The sequence below is a fragment of the Cohnella sp. GCM10012308 genome (assembly GCF_042649185.1).
GTDB lineage: Bacteria > Bacillota > Bacilli > Paenibacillales > Paenibacillaceae > Cohnella.
Genome location: NZ_JBHRYU010000001.1, coordinates 190,478 through 205,904 on the forward strand (window position 1 = coordinate 190,478; position 15,427 = coordinate 205,904).

At 59.6% G+C, this 15,427-nt stretch carries 14 protein-coding genes; all 14 read right to left on the reverse strand.

The genetic code is table 11. The features are described from left to right. Positions 1-8 precede the first annotated feature (8 nt). Positions 9-551, reverse strand: coding sequence for an ATP-dependent protease subunit HslV (hslV, locus tag ACFOTD_RS00920; RefSeq protein ID WP_282909101.1), 543 nt, complete (start codon positions 549-551; stop codon positions 9-11). Positions 552-689: 138 nt separating this feature from the next. Beyond that, positions 690-2,018, reverse strand: coding sequence for an FADH(2)-oxidizing methylenetetrahydrofolate--tRNA-(uracil(54)-C(5))-methyltransferase TrmFO (gene trmFO / locus ACFOTD_RS00925; protein ID WP_378114828.1), 1,329 nt, complete (start codon positions 2,016-2,018; stop codon positions 690-692). 81 nt (positions 2,019-2,099) lie between these two features. Further along, positions 2,100-4,196, reverse strand: a complete 2,097-nt coding sequence (gene topA / locus ACFOTD_RS00930; RefSeq protein ID WP_378114830.1) for a type I DNA topoisomerase — start codon at positions 4,194-4,196, stop codon at positions 2,100-2,102. Between the two features lie 79 nt (positions 4,197-4,275). Next, positions 4,276-5,370: a DNA-processing protein DprA gene (dprA, locus tag ACFOTD_RS00935; RefSeq protein ID WP_378114832.1), complete on the reverse strand. Its 1,095-nt coding sequence runs from the start codon at positions 5,368-5,370 to the stop codon at positions 4,276-4,278. A 107-nt stretch (positions 5,371-5,477) separates the two neighbouring features. Then, complete coding sequence (sucD, locus tag ACFOTD_RS00940; protein ID WP_378114833.1) at positions 5,478-6,404, reverse strand: succinate--CoA ligase subunit alpha; 927 nt, start codon at positions 6,402-6,404, stop codon at positions 5,478-5,480. A gap of 27 nt (positions 6,405-6,431) precedes the next feature. Next, a complete protein-coding gene (sucC, locus tag ACFOTD_RS00945; RefSeq protein ID WP_378114835.1) occupies positions 6,432-7,592 on the reverse strand; it encodes an ADP-forming succinate--CoA ligase subunit beta in 1,161 nt (386 codons plus the stop codon). Positions 7,593-7,903: 311 nt separating this feature from the next. Then, complete coding sequence (locus ACFOTD_RS00950; protein ID WP_378114837.1) at positions 7,904-9,511, reverse strand: YifB family Mg chelatase-like AAA ATPase; 1,608 nt, start codon at positions 9,509-9,511, stop codon at positions 7,904-7,906. Between the two features lie 129 nt (positions 9,512-9,640). Next, complete coding sequence (locus ACFOTD_RS00955; RefSeq protein ID WP_378114839.1) at positions 9,641-10,036, reverse strand: YraN family protein; 396 nt, start codon at positions 10,034-10,036, stop codon at positions 9,641-9,643. After that, positions 10,033-10,401 carry an EscU/YscU/HrcU family type III secretion system export apparatus switch protein gene (locus ACFOTD_RS00960; protein WP_378114841.1) on the reverse strand — a complete coding sequence of 123 codons (369 nt, stop codon included), beginning with the start codon at positions 10,399-10,401 and terminating at the stop codon, positions 10,033-10,035. Before ACFOTD_RS00960 ends, ACFOTD_RS00955 begins: the two co-directional genes overlap by 4 nt. Positions 10,402-10,436: 35 nt before the next feature. After that, positions 10,437-12,257 (reverse strand): hypothetical protein, encoded by a 1,821-nt coding sequence (locus ACFOTD_RS00965; protein WP_378114843.1) that lies wholly within the window; start codon positions 12,255-12,257, stop codon positions 10,437-10,439. Between the two features lie 84 nt (positions 12,258-12,341). Further along, positions 12,342-12,989, reverse strand: a complete 648-nt coding sequence (locus ACFOTD_RS00970; RefSeq protein WP_378114845.1) for a ribonuclease HII — start codon at positions 12,987-12,989, stop codon at positions 12,342-12,344. A 219-nt stretch (positions 12,990-13,208) separates the two neighbouring features. Continuing rightward, entirely contained in the window at positions 13,209-14,075 is an 867-nt protein-coding gene (gene ylqF, locus ACFOTD_RS00975; RefSeq protein WP_378114847.1) for a ribosome biogenesis GTPase YlqF, read from the reverse strand. A gap of 92 nt (positions 14,076-14,167) precedes the next feature. After that, entirely contained in the window at positions 14,168-14,905 is a 738-nt protein-coding gene (lepB, locus tag ACFOTD_RS00980; protein WP_378114849.1) for a signal peptidase I, read from the reverse strand. Positions 14,906-15,028: 123 nt separating this feature from the next. Then, the gene (rplS, locus tag ACFOTD_RS00985; protein ID WP_090117408.1) at positions 15,029-15,370 is read right to left on the reverse strand and encodes a 50S ribosomal protein L19; all 342 of its coding nucleotides are present in this window, start codon (positions 15,368-15,370) and stop codon (positions 15,029-15,031) included. Positions 15,371-15,427: the final 57 nt, after the last annotated feature.

The window sequence follows — 15,427 nt, forward strand, 5'->3', positions numbered from 1 at the left end:
TATCCGATTCAAATTTCTTCGACGATGAGGTTGTCGTTCGTAAATACGCAAATTTCGGAAGCGATCTGCAGCGAGTTTCGCGCGATCTCTGCGGCCGTCATTTGCGGCGCATGACGCTTTAATGCCCGAGCGGCGGATAAGGCGAAGCTGCCGCCGGATCCGATCGCCAGGATTCCGTCGTCCGGCTCGATGACCTCCCCATTTCCGGACAGGAGCAGCATGCCCGTGGCGTCGACGACGAGGAGCATCGCTTCCAGACGCCGCAGTACGCGATCCGAGCGCCAATCCTTGGCGAGCTCCACTGCCGCGCGCTGTAGATTGCCGTGATGCTCCTCGAGCTTGCCTTCGAACTTTTCGAACAGCGTGATCGCGTCCGCGACCGAGCCCGCGAAGCCTGCAAGCACCTGCCCACGGTACAACCGTCGTACCTTTTTCGCGGAAGCCTTCATTACCATGCTGTTGCCGAACGTGACCTGGCCATCTCCTGCGATCGCGCCTTTCCCGTTGTGCCGGACGGCGCAGATCGTTGTGGCGTGAAAAGTAGCTTCCATGCGTATTCCTCCCTCTTTCATCGGTTGAACGCTTGACGTGCCTATTGTCCGTCATTGACTGCGTACTGAAACGGCAAGTTTTGCGCCAAAGAAGCGGCTAGCTATTAATGCGCTGCCGCTGCTTCGACTGCCTATTGCCTAAGTGCCGACGAACCGCGATTCCTCGGCAAAAGCGCGAACCGCCTCAAGCGCGCGTTCCGCGATCGCTTCATTTTTCTCTTTTTTACTCTTGACCTTTCTGCCCAGCGGTGGAAACAACCCGAAGTTTGCGTTCATCGGCTGGAAATGGCGGAAATCTGCCGTCGTAATATAATGCGCCATGCTGCCTAGCGTCGTGTGCTCGGGCAGCGTTACCGGTTCGAGCCCCCGCGCGAGCCGGCCTGCGTTCAAACCGGCGATCAAGCCCGAGGCGGCCGATTCGACATAGCCTTCTACGCCGGTCATCTGACCCGCGAAGAAGAGCGTCTCTCTTTCCCGGTATTGATAGGTGGGACGCAATAGCTTGGGCGAGTTGATAAACGTGTTGCGATGCATGACGCCAAAACGCACGAACTCGGCATTTTCCAGTCCGGGAATCAACGAAAATACGCGTTTTTGTTCTCCCCATTTGAGATGGGTCTGGAAGCCGACAAGGTTGAAGAGCGTACCGGCTGCATTATCCTGCCTCAGTTGGATGACCGCATGCGGCAATTTGCCGGTCCGCGGATCGACCAGACCTACCGGCTTCATCGGTCCGAACAGTACCGTCTGTTTGCCTCGGCCCGCCATTACTTCGATCGGCATGCAGCCTTCGAAATACATTTCTTTCTCGAAGTCTTTGATTTCCGCCGTCTCGGCGGTCGTGAGCGCCTCGTGGAAAGCATCGAACTGCTCCTCCGACATCGGACAGTTCAAATACGCCGCTTCGCCCTTGTCGTATCGCGAGGCCAGAAATACCTTATCCATATCGATCGAGTCTTTCTCGACGATCGGCGCTGCCGCATCGTAAAAATAAAAATACTCTTCGCCGAACAAGTCCTTGATTTGTGCGGACAGCTCCGGAGAAGTCAAAGGTCCGGTCGCAATAACGACGATTTCGTCCTGCGGAATGGCGGACAGCTCTTCGTTGATGACGGTGACAAGCGGGTGCTCGCGCAAACGGCTCGTCACTTCGCCCGAAAAGCCTTCGCGGTCGACCGCAAGCGCGCCGCCTGCAGGCACCGCATGACGATCCGCAGCGGATAAAATTAAAGATTGCAAAAGCCGCATTTCTTCTTTAAGTACGCCGACCGCATTGGTCAGGCCATTGGCTCTTAAGCTATTGCTGCATACGAGTTCGGCAAACCCGTCGGTATGGTGTGCCGGCGTCTTGCGTACGGGCCTCATCTCGTAAAGCTTGACCGGCACGCCTTGAGAAGCGATCTGCCAGGCCGCTTCGCTGCCGGCGAGTCCCGCCCCGACGACGGTTACGGCTGGATATGAATTCACGATCATTGACCTCCTGCGCTGCAAATACAATTCGGCTCCCGCAACCGGCAAGGCGCGCTTGCGATCCCGGGAGCCGCCATTTTAGTCAAACGCTTCTTCGAGTTCCGCGGCTTCCTCCTGATGGGTGCATGCGGTGCAATGCCATTCGGTCTGGCCGCGCACGCGCTTCTCCACCATCATGCCGCCGCACTCCGGACAAGGCTTCGGCACCGGTTTGTCCCAAGAGACAAAGTCGCATTCCGGATACTTGTCGCAGCCGTAAAACATCCGTCCCTTTTTGCTTCGCCGCTCAACGACCTGGCCGCTCTTGCACTTCGGACAAGTGACGCCCGTCGCCTTGACGATCGGCTTGGTATTGCGGCATTCGGGAAATCCGGAGCAAGCGAGAAACTTGCCGAATCTGCCCATCTTGTAAACCATCTGGCTGCCGCATTTTTCGCAGATCTCGTCCGAGGGCTCGTCCTTGATCTCGATTTCTTTCATTTCCTCTTCGGCCACTTCAAGCCGCTTCTCGAACGACTTGTAAAACTCGCCGATGACGTCGACCCAATCTTCCTTGCCGTCCTCGACATGGTCGAGGTCGCCTTCCATATGCGCCGTGAATTCGGCATCCAGAATTTCCGGGAAAAACTCTTCCATAAGTTGAATGACTAACTCGCCGAGCTCGGTCGGAAAAAACTTCTTCTCTTCGATGGCCACGTAGTTGCGCTTTTGGATCGTCTCCAGCGTCGGCGCGTACGTGCTTGGCCGTCCGATGCCGAGTTCCTCGAGCGACCTTACCAGACGCGCTTCGGTGTATCGCGGAGGCGGCTGCGTGAAGTGCTGCTTGGGATCGACAGATTCCGTCTGCACCTTGTCGCCCGTCGTAAGGGCAGGCAACAGCCGCTCTTCGTCGGTCGTGTCGTCATCGCTGCCCTCGACGTATACCTTCATAAAGCCGGCGAATTTGAGCTTGGAGCCCGCTGCGCGGAATGTCGCCTCGCCGCTAGTCAGGTCGACCGTCATCGTGTCGAGCACCGCGGAAGACATCTGGCTCGCGACGAAGCGCTCCCATACGAGCTTGTAGAGCCGAAGCTGATCGCGCGACAGGTACTGCTTGACTTCTTCCGGCGTTCGCAGTACGGATGTCGGCCTGATCGCTTCATGCGCATCTTGCGCGTTGGCATTCTTTTTCAAATAAACGCGAGGCGTTTCCGGATAGAAGCTCGCGCCGTATTTTTCTTCGATAAAGCCTTTGGCTTCCTCTTGGGCGATCGGCGAGATGCGCGTCGAATCCGTACGCATGTACGTGATAAGACCTACCGTGCCTTCAGCGCCGAGGTCGACGCCCTCGTACAGTTGCTGCGCCACCTGCATCGTTTTGGAAGCGCGGAAGTTCAGCTTGCGTGCCGCCTCCTGCTGCAAGGAGCTCGTAATAAACGGCGGCGAAGGGTTGCGCTGCCTTTCCTTTTCCTTGATCTCGCCGACGATAAAGGGGTTGTCGCCGACTTTTTCGAGCACCTTGTTCACGTCGGCTTCAGTGTGAAGCTCGCTTTTGTCGCCGGCCAGCGAATGGAACTTCGCTTCGAATGCCGACGCCCCCTGCTTCAAGTGAGCGGTGATGCTCCAATATTCGACGGGCTCAAACACTTTGATTTCGTTTTCACGGTCCATGATCAGCTTGACCGCAACGGATTGAACGCGGCCCGCGCTCAAGCCCTTCTTCACTTTTTTCCATAGAAGCGGGCTGATCTTGTAGCCGACCAGGCGATCGAGCACGCGGCGGGCTTGCTGCGCGTTGACAAGATCCATGTTAATCGGTCGAGGCGTTTTGAATGCGTCCTTGACGGCCTGCTTCGTTATTTCATTAAATACGACGCGGCATGCGTCCTTTTCGTTCAGTTCCAAATAGTGGGCAAGGTGCCATGCGATCGCTTCGCCTTCGCGATCGGGGTCAGCCGCGAGATAGACGCGCTTGACCCGCTTGCTGGCGTCCTTCAGCTCTTTGAGGACGCTTCCTTTGCCTCTGATCGTTATATATTTCGGTTGAAAATCGTTTTCCACTTCCACGCCGATTTGGCTTTTCGGTAAATCGCGGATGTGCCCCATGGATGCCTTGACGATATACTTGCTGCCTAAATATTTGCCGATCGTCTTGGCCTTGGCCGGGGATTCTACGATGACGAGTGAATCCGCCACGTCAAAACCTCCTCTCCTACGGTCAACGGGCCCTTGGCCGGACCGTCGTCCGTATGAAATCCGGGATCGACGGTGCTGCTCACAGGGCGATATATACGGAACCGGGTTGCTGGTGTATTCGTTGCTTTATTTGTAAAGATATCAGAACCGCGTGTAAAAGTCCAAACGTGAGGCCGCTGCGATGGCATAGTTCCTCCGCGGAAGCCGGCCCGTCGGCCAGCAAACGGAATATTCGCGCTTCTTGTTCCGTCAATTCGGGCTCGCTGTACGAGGGCATTTCCGGGATCCGGACGCCGCCAAGATAGCGGCGGTAATGCTTGATCACATCCTCCGCTTCAAGCACTTGGGCGGCCGCTCCGTCACGAAGCAGTTCGAGCGCTCCGCGGCTTCTCGGCGAGCTGATCGGACCCGGCACCGCAAAGACATCGCGATTTTCCTTGATTGCCTCGTTCGCCGTGAGCAATGCTCCGCTGCGCGACGCCGCTTCAACTACGACGACGCCAAGCGACAAACCCGCGATAACCCGATTGCGCATCGGAAACATGCCGGGATGAATCGGCACGTCCGGCGGCGTGATCGAAACGATCACTCCTTCTTCCGCGATGCGCCTGTAGAGCAAACGATTTTCCGGCGGGTATACCACGTCGGCGGGCGAGCCGAGCACGGCTACCGTCCCACCGCTGCCGCGCAGCGCGCCGGCATGGGCGGCTGCGTCTATGCCCTTGGCCATTCCGCTTGTGACCGCGAGTCCGGCGCGGCTGAAAGCGGCGGACAAATCCTCTGCGGCGCGCTTGCCGTAAATCGTCGCTTGCCGGGTCCCTACGACGGCGATCTGCGGCCTAGCAAGCAATTCCAATCGTCCAATATAATAGAGCACCCAAGGCGGTCTGTAAATATGCCGCAGCAAATCCGGATAGTCCGGATCCATCTCCGTCACGACGGAAAGCCCGGTTTTATCCCATCTGGCGCGGCGCTGTTCCATTCGACGGCTGTCCAAGCTTGCGGCGATCGCCTCCGCTCTTCTTGCGGAAAGCCCCATTTCCCGCCATTCTGCCGGCCTTCGCAGCGCTGCGTCCTTCAAGCCGTCCTTTGCCATGATCGTGTTGATCGTTTCCCAGCCGACGCCTTCCGTCTCGTGAAGCGCAGCCAGCGTATCGCGCATCCGCTCGAACATCCGGGCACAACCTTTCCTTTTTTCAAAAAAACAAACAGCCCTCCACGCTCCGTCGGGAGCGCGGAAGGCTGCCTGCCATCCGAAAAATCACGTATTTTGTCTAATTGTTAGATCTTGCACTTTTCCAGCATGCCGCGCTCTTCAAGAACAGCGACCAAAGTCGCGCCCATGTCGGAAGGCGTCGGCGCAACGCGAATGCCACACTCTTCGAGCACTTTGATCTTCTCGGCCGCGGTACCCTTGCCGCCGGAGATGATCGCGCCGGCGTGGCCCATGCGCTTGCCGGCAGGCGCCGTCGCGCCGCCGATGAAGCCCACGACAGGCTTGGTCATGTTGGCCTTGACCCATTCTGCCGCTTCTTCTTCCGCCGTGCCGCCGATCTCGCCGATCATGATGACCGCGTATGTGTCCGGGTCTTCATTGAATAGGTTCAAAATATCGATGAACTCGGACCCTTTGACCGGGTCGCCGCCGATGCCGACTGCGGAAGACTGACCGATGCCGCGCGTCGTCAATTGATGAACGGCTTCGTACGTCAGCGTACCCGAGCGGGATACGACGCCGACATGGCCCTTTTTGTGAATGTAGCCAGGCATGATGCCGATCTTGATCTCGTCCGGCGTAATGACGCCTGGGCAGTTCGGACCGATCAGGCGAGTTTTCTTGCCTTCCATGTAGCGCTTGACCTTAACCATGTCGAGCACCGGGATGCCTTCGGTGATACAGATGACAAGATCGAGCTCCGCGTCGACCGCTTCGATGATCGAATCGGCGGCGAACGGAGGCGCGACGTAAATGACGGATGCGGTTGCGCCCGTCTTGGCTACGGCTTCGCGAACCGTGTTAAAAATGGGCAGCGTTACCTTCGTGCCGTTCTCCAGATCGAAATCGATCGTTTGGCCGCCCTTGCCCGGCGTAACGCCGCCGACCATTTGCGTGCCGTATTCGAGTGCGCCCTTGGCGTGGAACGCGCCAGTCGCCCCCGTGATGCCTTGGGTAATGACCTTCGTATTTTTATCGATCAAGATGCTCATGACTTCACACTCCCCGGTTCTCCCTGATTATTTCACCAGCGCGACGATCTTCTGAGCGCCGTCCGACATCGAATCCGCGGCCACGATATTGAGGCCGGAGTTGTTCAAAATTTCCTTGCCGAGCTTGACGTTCGTGCCTTCGAGGCGAACGACGAGCGGCTTGTCGAGGCCCAGCTCGCGCGCAGCGGCAACGACGCCTTCGGCAATGATGTCGCACTTCATGATGCCGCCGAAGATATTGACGAAGATACCCTTAACGTTCGCGTCGGACAAAATGATCTTGAACGCCTCGGTTACTTTTTCCTTCGTCGCGCCGCCGCCGACGTCGAGGAAGTTAGCCGGCTCGCCGCCGAAATATTTGATAATGTCCATCGTGGCCATAGCAAGGCCCGCGCCGTTGACCATGCAACCGATGTTGCCGTCAAGCGCGATATAGGACAGATCGAATTTGGAAGCTTGGATTTCCTTTTCGTCTTCTTCGTCCAGGTCGCGAAGCTCCAGGATATCCTTGTGGCGGAACAGCGCGTTGGAATCGAAATTCAGCTTGGCGTCGAGCGCCATGACGTCGCCGCCGCCGGTAACGACGAGCGGATTGATCTCGGCGATGGAGCAATCCTTGTCCACGAACGCCTGGTACAGCGACAGCATGAACTTCGCCGCTTTGTTGACGAGCTCGTTCGGAATATTGATAGCGTAGGCGATGCGGCGGGCCTGGAACGTCTGCAGGCCGATCGCCGGATCGACGATTTCCTTGATAATTTTCTCAGGGGAGTGCGCGGCGACTTCTTCGATCTCCGTGCCGCCTTCTTCGGAAGCCATCAGGACTACGCATCCCGTGCCGCGGTCGACGACGAGGCCTACGTAATATTCCTTCTTGATGTCGCAGCCTTCCTCGATCAGCAGGCGCTTGACTTCCTTGCCTTCCGGACCGGTCTGGTGCGTGACCAGAACCTTGCCGAGAATGTCGGAGGCATATTGGCGAACCTCGTCCAGGTTTTTGGCTACCTTGACGCCGCCGGCCTTGCCGCGTCCGCCGGCATGAATTTGCGCTTTGACGACCGAGACGGCCGTGCCGAGCTCTTCGGCAGCCTTGACCGCTTCGTCGACCGTAAACGCGACCTTCCCGCGAGGTACGGCGACGCCGTACTGTCTCAAGACTTCCTTGCCTTGATACTCATGAATATTCATGGCCCTGCATCCTCCCGTTTAAAACGCATCATAACAACCTTGTAGGCGCTTCGTACAAGCACCAAACCTTACCCATTGTATCACTTTTCGACTTGGCGTTCCTCTGTTTTTCATCAAATTTTTAGATGACTTTGGCAACGATTTCATCTAAAAAGGAGAATGAACGGCCCACGCTTTCCTTAACATAGCCCAACATGCAGACACTGTATTCATCGCTTTTGCCTATTGCCGGCTGCAGCGAAAGAAGACATTTCCCGCGTTAGTTCGGGCAGCTTTGTATGATCACCGCAGCTTAACGAGCAGTCCGTCGCTCATTTGCCCCGGGAAGGCGGTTTCGTCCGGCTGCCTCCCCTCGTGCCAAGCGTATCGCGCGTCGCGCCGGATTCATAGCCGGGCATTTGCCTGTCCAGGGCGCGATACTGAACCGCCTCCGCGACATGCTCGAGCCTCACCGCTTCGCTGTCTTCCAGATCCGCGATCGTTCGCGACAGCTTTAAGATACGGTCATGGGCCCGGTAACTAAGCCCTAGCCTGCTGTACATACTGGTCAGCAGCGCCTCCGCGTCGTCCGCGAGCCGAACATGTGCGGACAGCAGCCGTCCTGACAGCTCGCTGTTCCACCGGATGCCGGCTTCCTCATAGCGGCGCAGCTGCCTATCGTAGGCGACGCTTAACCTGTCTCTTGCGTCCGCGGATGTCATCCCGCCCCCGCCGAAGCTGACTGCCTGTCTGGGGATCTCGACCTGAAGATCGATCCGGTCCGCGAGCGGCCCCGACATTCTTGCGCGATAACGGGCAAGCGAGCCGACCGAGCAGGTGCAAGGATGCTCGCTCTGGTCTCCTCCAAAGTAACCGCAAGCGCATGGATTCATCGCCGCGGCCAGCATGAAGCTTGCGGGAAAACGCGTCACGCCGCGCGCCCGTCCGATCGTCACGTGACGATCCTCGAGCGGCTGGCGAAGCGACTCGAGCGCACCTCTTCCGAATTCGGGCAATTCGTCTAAAAACAGCACGCCCCGGTGTGCGAGCGTGACCTCGCCGGGCTTGGGCACAGGTCCCCCTCCGATCAGGCCGGAGGTCGATATCGTATGATGCGGCGCCCGAAAAGGGCGCTCCCGAATCAAGCCGGCGCGCGCGCCCGGGAACTTCCCGCTCACGCTGTATATTTTGGTAACCTCGAGCGCCTCTTCGTCCACAAGCGGCGGCAGCAGCGACGGCAGCCTCCTGCAAAGCATCGTCTTGCCCGTCCCCGGCGGACCGAGAAAAAGAAGATTGTGCATGCCGGCAGCCGCGATTAGCAGCGCACGCTTGCCCTGCAGCTGTCCGGCGACGTCCGCCAGATCGAGCGGGACGCCCGAGACAGGTCCGCTTATCGGCTCCGGATCGGTCTCGGCATGCGCCGTCGCGTCCGTCCCGCTCCGGCCGCGAATCCAATCCTCCAGCGACGAGACGGACTGGACATCGATGCCTTCGATCAATCCGGCTTCGCGCGCACTCGCCGGCGGCACGAATACGCGCCGCAATCCCGCCGTCCGGGCCTTCTCCGCCATTGCAAGCACGCCAGGAACAGACTTCACTTCTCCGTTCAGCGACAATTCGCCGATGATCAGAGCGCCGTCAAGCTCGTCCTGCCGCATCTGCCCGCTCGCGCAAAGAATGCCGGCCGCGATCGCCAGATCGAACGCGCTCCCTTGCTTGCGCATGTCCGCCGGCGCCAGATTGACCGTGATGCGGTCCAGCGGAAACTTCATTCCGGCGTTCTGAATGGCTGCCCGCGCACGGTCGATCGATTCGCGCACGGCCGGATCGGGCAAGCCGACCACGTTGACTTGGGGCAAACCCGCGGCAATGTCCACCTCCACCTCGATCAGCCTGCCTTCAACGCCTAGCACGATGGCGCTCAACAGCTTGCAGTACATAAAAAATACACCTTCCCTCCGCAACGTATATTCGTCGCCGGAGCAAGGTGCTTCCCTGCAATCCGTATCCATTTTATTTCCTTATCGCTTAGTCTAATGACGTGCGCGCCGCTTGTCAATCGCCGGCATTCAAAATGCACCGGACAAGTGCCGCACTTCCGTGATTTCATCCGCCCAGTCGTACGTTACCGCCACGACGTCGAACCTCGTCCTTACGCCCTCAAGTCCCGCGAAGCGCAAATACACCTGGGCCGTCGCGCGAACCTGCATGCACTTGCGCGGCGTGACCGCCTCGACCGCCGTGCCGAACCGGCCGTTTTCCCTGCGCGAACGAACCTCCACGATCACGGTAACGTCCCCGTCCGTCGCGACGATATCAAGCTCGCCGGTCCGGCAGCGCCAGTTCCGCTCGCGTATGCGGTAACCCAAACGTTCCAAATAAGCAGCCGCTTCCGCCTCGGCCCGATCGCCGCGCATTTTGCGAAGGTCCGGCTTCCGATTGTCCGCCCCTGGGTCCCGCGTCAATTTGACTGCCCCCTGTTCCTCTGGGAGGCCCGCTTGTCCGAACGGTAAACAAAGCTAAGCACCTCAGCGACCAGCTGGTACAGCTCCTGCGGAATCTCCTGCTCCAGGTCCAGCTTCGAGAGCACTTCGACGAGCGACGCGTCCTCTTGGACAGGTATGCCGTTCTCCGCCGCGCGTTTCATGATCTCTTCAGCAACGACGCCTTTGCCTTTGGCTACAACGACTGGCGCGGACCTTATCTCCGGATTGTACTTCAGCGCGACGGCTTTGTGAGGGACATACCGCTCGCCTCCGCCCGTCTCTCCAGCTCCGCCGGAACGATCTGCGCCTACCGACTTTCGTCCGTCACCCTTCGGCTGCTCCATGCGCTTCCCACCTTGTTGTATCCGTGTGCAGGCCGTTAAGCCCGATAATCGATGCCTTTGTAAAGTTTGGCCGCATAAGCGCCTCCAGAGGCCGCTTGATTGGATTCCGGCGCGCCCGTCTCCGGGGCGACCCGCTCGGGATAGGGCGCTGCCGTTAAGGACATAAGCCGGTATCCGGCCGACCTGAGGCCGTCCGCGGCTTCTCCCTTGGCTTCCTCGACCAGCTCCGCCATGCCCGGCTGATCGTTCAACAGGCGAAGCGAGACCGTCCGGTCGACGACCTGCACGTCGACGACGGTGCGTCCCATATGACGCATGTCCAGATCGAACAACAGTCTGCAGTTGTCTGCATCCAGTTGGCCGCGCCGCCCGCGCCGCGCTTCGATATGAACCTTGGCCGTCGTCTCGCCGTCCTGCCCCTTCATCGGAACGAACAACGTCATATGGCTCATCATCGCCGTATTCTGGCGTTCTGCCGACAACAGCAGCTGCTGCCCCGTGATTTGCTGGACGAGATTTTGCGCCGCTTCGCGCAGCGCAGGCGGAACGTCGTCGCTCGCGGTCAATCCTAGCAGCACGCTTTTTAACGAGTCCGCCGGTTGTGCCGACCCGCTCGAAGCTGGATCCGCCGCGTTTGCCGCGCCGCCCTGAAGTTCGCTCCAAATGCCGCTTTTGAGCGCCGCATGCTCATGGTTTGCGCCTAGCGCGTTGAGCAGCTTGCCGATCCAAGACGGCTCCTTGTCCGCGCTTGTCCCGGCCGTTCGATCGCCCGTGACTGCGGCTGCGCCGCTCGCCGGGCGCGGAGGCTCGGAAGAAGCCCGGGGCTCCGCCCGGCCGCCGACGGCTCCGGAAACCTCCCCCGCCTCATCAGGCGCAGCGCCCACGGCATGCAAGCCTGCCGCTGCCGAATCCGCCGCACGTCTGCCCACCGCTTCCGCAGCGCGCGGCGCGTCTCCCTTTACCCCCGCCGTATCTGCTTGCAGGACGACGTTCCCGCGGCCAGCCGCGTCCTGGCGCCCCTCGGCCTGCCGAACCGCTTTTGAAGGCTCGGCGGGATCGCTGCCGCCTTCCGGCCGCTGCCTGCTGCTTGCGGTTGGATCCGCAGCCGCCGAACGGCCTTCGCCATCCGTTTCGCTCGCGCCGGAGACCTGTGCAGTGTCTCCTGCGGCTGGGCCTTCTACCAGCGCGGACACCTGCCTTAGCAGCGTCAAAACGCGCTGCGAGGCATCCGCCGTCTCCGGCTTGATCGACGGATCGGCCGCGGCTTGCCCAGCTATCTCCGCCAGGGCGGACAGCTGCTCATGCAGCGGCGGGCCGTATAAAGCCTGTCTTAAAGAGCCGATCGTCGTCTCCGTCGGCTGCAACCCTCGCCGCAAGGCGACCCCCGCCGCGTTCATCCACTCCTGCGCATCGGCACCCGGCGGCTTGGCCGATGCCGCCTGCGCGAACCAGTCGGCCGTCTCGCGCGTGACGGGGTAGCCGTCCCGAGCAAGCCCGCGAAGCAGCTCCCGGCTCCATGGCTGCTCGGGCAGGCCGAACGCCTTCACGCCTTCGCGGGCCAGCGTCCCGTCCGCGGCGTCGGCCTGCGTAACGTCCGCCAGCGGCCGCAAGGAGACCAAGCCCGAAGACGAATCCGGACGCACCTGCAGCAGCGTGCTCTGGCCGACCGTCATTTCGGCCTCGAGCTTGGCCCGGACAGGGACGCCGTTGATGTTCATGAGCGCATCCTGCCCGTCCAGCATTTCGATCAAAACGCCCCGCACGATCTGTCCGATCCGCAGCTCCAGCGCTTTGACGTCGGTCGGCTGGCTGTCCTTCATGAACGCCCGCATCAAAGAACCGATGTTCATGTCCATCTTGGCTCAACTCCCTTCTTCGAGTCTGCACTTCACACGACTGAAGGCTATGTATCCGTTTATCGGCTGCCGCCCGTTAATTCGTTAAAAAAGCGTCTGCTGCTCGGCGGCGTACTTCGTTAAAAACGATCTGCGGTGGAGAGGCGTCGGGCCGAGCGCGAGCAGCGCGTCGCGATGCACCTTTGTCGCGTAGCCCTTGTGGTCTTTAATTCCGTAGCCGGCATAATTTAAATCCCATATTTGATCGCATAGCCGGTCCCGCGTTACCTTGGCGACGATCGAAGCCGCGCCGATCGATTGGCTGAGCATGTCGCCCTTGATGATCTTCGTTTGCGGAAGCGGCAATTCGACGGTCTCCGCGTCGATCAGCAGGTGATCCGGCTTCACCGCCAGTCCTTCGACAGCCAGCTTCATCGCCAAACGAGACGCCTGCCGGATATTGATTCTGTCGATCGTCGCGGCGTCGACGCGGCCGACCGACCACGCAACCGCATTCGCAAGAATGATATCGTACAGCTCGTCCCGCTTCTTTTCGCTCAGCCGCTTGGAATCGTCGATTCCTTCAAGCGCCAGGCCGGCCGGCAACACGACGGCCGCGGCGACGACATCGCCGAACAAGCATCCTCTGCCTACTTCGTCCACGCCGGCGACGGCGGACATACCGTCCGCCCATAAGTCTCGTTCATATGATAATCTATCGATTTCAAGAGGTAGCTCGGTTTTCAAATCCATCTCCGCCTTTAATGCGCTTTTGTTCGTTTGCGTTCTGTCCTCTATTGTCCGACAACTGCGACAATCCGGCAACTGTTTTTCAACGCTCCCCGCCGCCTGCAGCCTTCCAAACCCGCAAATACGCGCGGAAGTTTTACCCAACGCCGAGGGGCAACCGCACTTGCAGCAGTCTTCCCGTCCATAAAAAAAGCCCGCCGACCGAAGTCGACAAGCCTCTATTTAAATGACCGGCGTCTCGAGCGATATTCGCCCCAGCTTGCCCGAGCGCAGGTCGCGCAGCAGGACGCCCGCAGCCTTGTCGTAATCCACATGGCCCCCGCTGCCGAGACATCCCCGGCGCTTGCCGATATCGGCAAGTACGTCTGCCGCTGCCGCCGTGTCAGGAAGTTCCTCGGGGAGCGTATCCAGACTGTAACGGTCGGTCAGCGTGTCCCGGTAATGCTCCGCAAGATATCGGATCAGCGTACAGCCGACCTCGTCGACGTGCAGAACCTCTTCCTTGATTGCGCCCGTTGCGGCAAGCCTGAAGCCGACGTCCGCATCCTCGAACCGGGGCCACAAAATGCCGGGCGTATCCAGCAGCTCGAGGCCGCCGCCGGTACGGATCCATTGCTGCCCCTTCGTGACGCCGGGCTTGTCGCCGGTCACGGCCGCGCTTCGTCCTGCCAGCTTGTTGATCAGCGTAGACTTCCCTACGTTCGGTATACCTACGATCAAAGCGCGGGCAGGCCTCGGCTTAAGGCCCTTGGCGATCTGCCGGTCGGTCTTTTCCTTGAGCAGCGCCTGAACGCGAACGGCGATATCCTTGACGCCAGTGCCGGTGCTCGAGTCGATCAGGAGCGCGCTGTGTCCGAGAGCCTGGTAATGGGCGAGCCAGGCCGCGTTCGCGGCCGGATCGGCCAGGTCAGCCTTGTTCAGTAAAATGAGCCTCGGCTTGCCGCCGACGATCTCGTCGATCATCGGATTGCGGCTTGCTTCGGGTATGCGCGCGTCCAGCAGCTCGAATACGACGTCAATCAGCTTAAGCTTTTCTTCGATTTGCCTTTTGGCCCGGGTCATATGACCGGGGAACCATTGGATGGTCAAACGAAACAGCCTCCTCTCGTATGCGCCTCGGGTAGCGCCGGTCCATCCGGCTGCCGCAGCCTTAGGCCAAGACGCATCGCGTCAGATTCGGCTTAATACCCTTTGCCGATGTATTTGATCTTGTCGAGCGGCCAGAAAACGAGTTCGGCCCGGCCGACGACGCGGTCGATCGGCACATAGCCGATCATGCGGCTGTCCTTGCTGTTCGGACGGTTGTCGCCCATGACGTACAGCATGCCGTCCGGCACTTTGCCGTCCGGGAACGTTTCGTTCGGGAAATCGCTGCTCCACTTTTCTTCGTTGTACAGCTGACCCGAGGCGTGCATTTCCTCGTACGTATCCTGCAAATACGGCTCCTTGATTTTCGTATCGTTGACGTAAATGTCGTCGCCTTGAACCTTGACGGTGTCGCCTCCTACGGCGATGATCCGCTTGATATAGTCCCTATGCTCGTCCGGCACGTGAAAAACGATGACTTCGCCGGCCTTCGGCTTGCGAATGTCGTACAGGGCTTTGTTCACGATAATACGTTCGCCGTCCCAGAAGTTCGGCTGCATCGACTCGCCGTCGACGATAAAAGGGTTGAACAGCAGCCAGCGGATCAGAACGACGAGCACGCCGGCGATCGCCAGCGCCTTGACCCATTCGACGGCCTCTTTGCCGGCCTTGGATTTTCCGGCGCCGGGCGCGGGCGGAGACGCCCCGTTCGAGCCGGGCTCGCTAGGGGAAGCTTCCGGAACGGTCTGCCCGGAAGGCGAGCCGGGTACGGACGAATCGCCGAACGCGGTCTCCGTTTGCTCCAATTCATTCCGTTTGTCAGATTGATCCATAAGCTCGCCTCTTTTCTGCCTCAGCTAAATGTACCCGTCCCAGGGTATGTATGCCACTTGTGCGAAGAACGCGAAGAACGCAAAAGAGGGCTTGAACGAATGCCAAGCCCCCTTGCTTTTTCATTATCGAATTTCCTTGATGCGAGCTGCCTTGCCGCGCAGGTTGCGCAGGTAGTAAAGCTTCGCACGGCGAACTTTACCGCGGCGCGCCACTTCGATCTTCTCGATGCGGGGCGAGTGAACCGGGAAAGTACGCTCGACGCCGACGCCGTAGGAAATCTTGCGAACCGTAAAGGTCTCGCTGATCCCGCCGCCGCGACGCTTGATCACGACGCCTTCGAACAGTTGTACCCGCTCGCGGGAACCCTCGACGACTTTAACGTGAACCTTCAGCGTATCGCCTGGACGGAAAGCCGGGATGTCCTTGCGCAGTTGCTCTTGCGTAATCGTTTGAATCAGACTCATGGGGGTGTCCCCTCCTTCCGCCATAGACGTTCGTGCCGCTCCCCGAATATTCGTATC

Bases quoted from the DNA above. Each gene is read 5' to 3' on its own strand.
- ACFOTD_RS00965 (WP_378114843.1), bottom strand. From the start codon at position 12,257: ATGGACATGAACATCGGTTCTTTGATGCGGGCGTTCATGAAGGACAGC.
- ACFOTD_RS00960 (WP_378114841.1), bottom strand. From the start codon at position 10,401: ATGGAGCAGCCGAAGGGTGACGGACGAAAGTCGGTAGGCGCAGATCGT.
- ACFOTD_RS00950 (WP_378114837.1), bottom strand. From the start codon at position 9,511: ATGTACTGCAAGCTGTTGAGCGCCATCGTGCTAGGCGTTGAAGGCAGG.
- ACFOTD_RS00970 (WP_378114845.1), bottom strand. From the start codon at position 12,989: ATGGATTTGAAAACCGAGCTACCTCTTGAAATCGATAGATTATCATAT.
- sucC (WP_378114835.1), bottom strand. From the start codon at position 7,592: ATGAATATTCATGAGTATCAAGGCAAGGAAGTCTTGAGACAGTACGGC.
- lepB (WP_378114849.1), bottom strand. From the start codon at position 14,905: ATGGATCAATCTGACAAACGGAATGAATTGGAGCAAACGGAGACCGCG.
- rplS (WP_090117408.1), bottom strand. From the start codon at position 15,370: ATGAGTCTGATTCAAACGATTACGCAAGAGCAACTGCGCAAGGACATC.
- dprA (WP_378114832.1), bottom strand. From the start codon at position 5,370: ATGTTCGAGCGGATGCGCGATACGCTGGCTGCGCTTCACGAGACGGAA.
- sucD (WP_378114833.1), bottom strand. From the start codon at position 6,404: ATGAGCATCTTGATCGATAAAAATACGAAGGTCATTACCCAAGGCATC.
- hslV (WP_282909101.1), bottom strand. From the start codon at position 551: ATGGAAGCTACTTTTCACGCCACAACGATCTGCGCCGTCCGGCACAAC.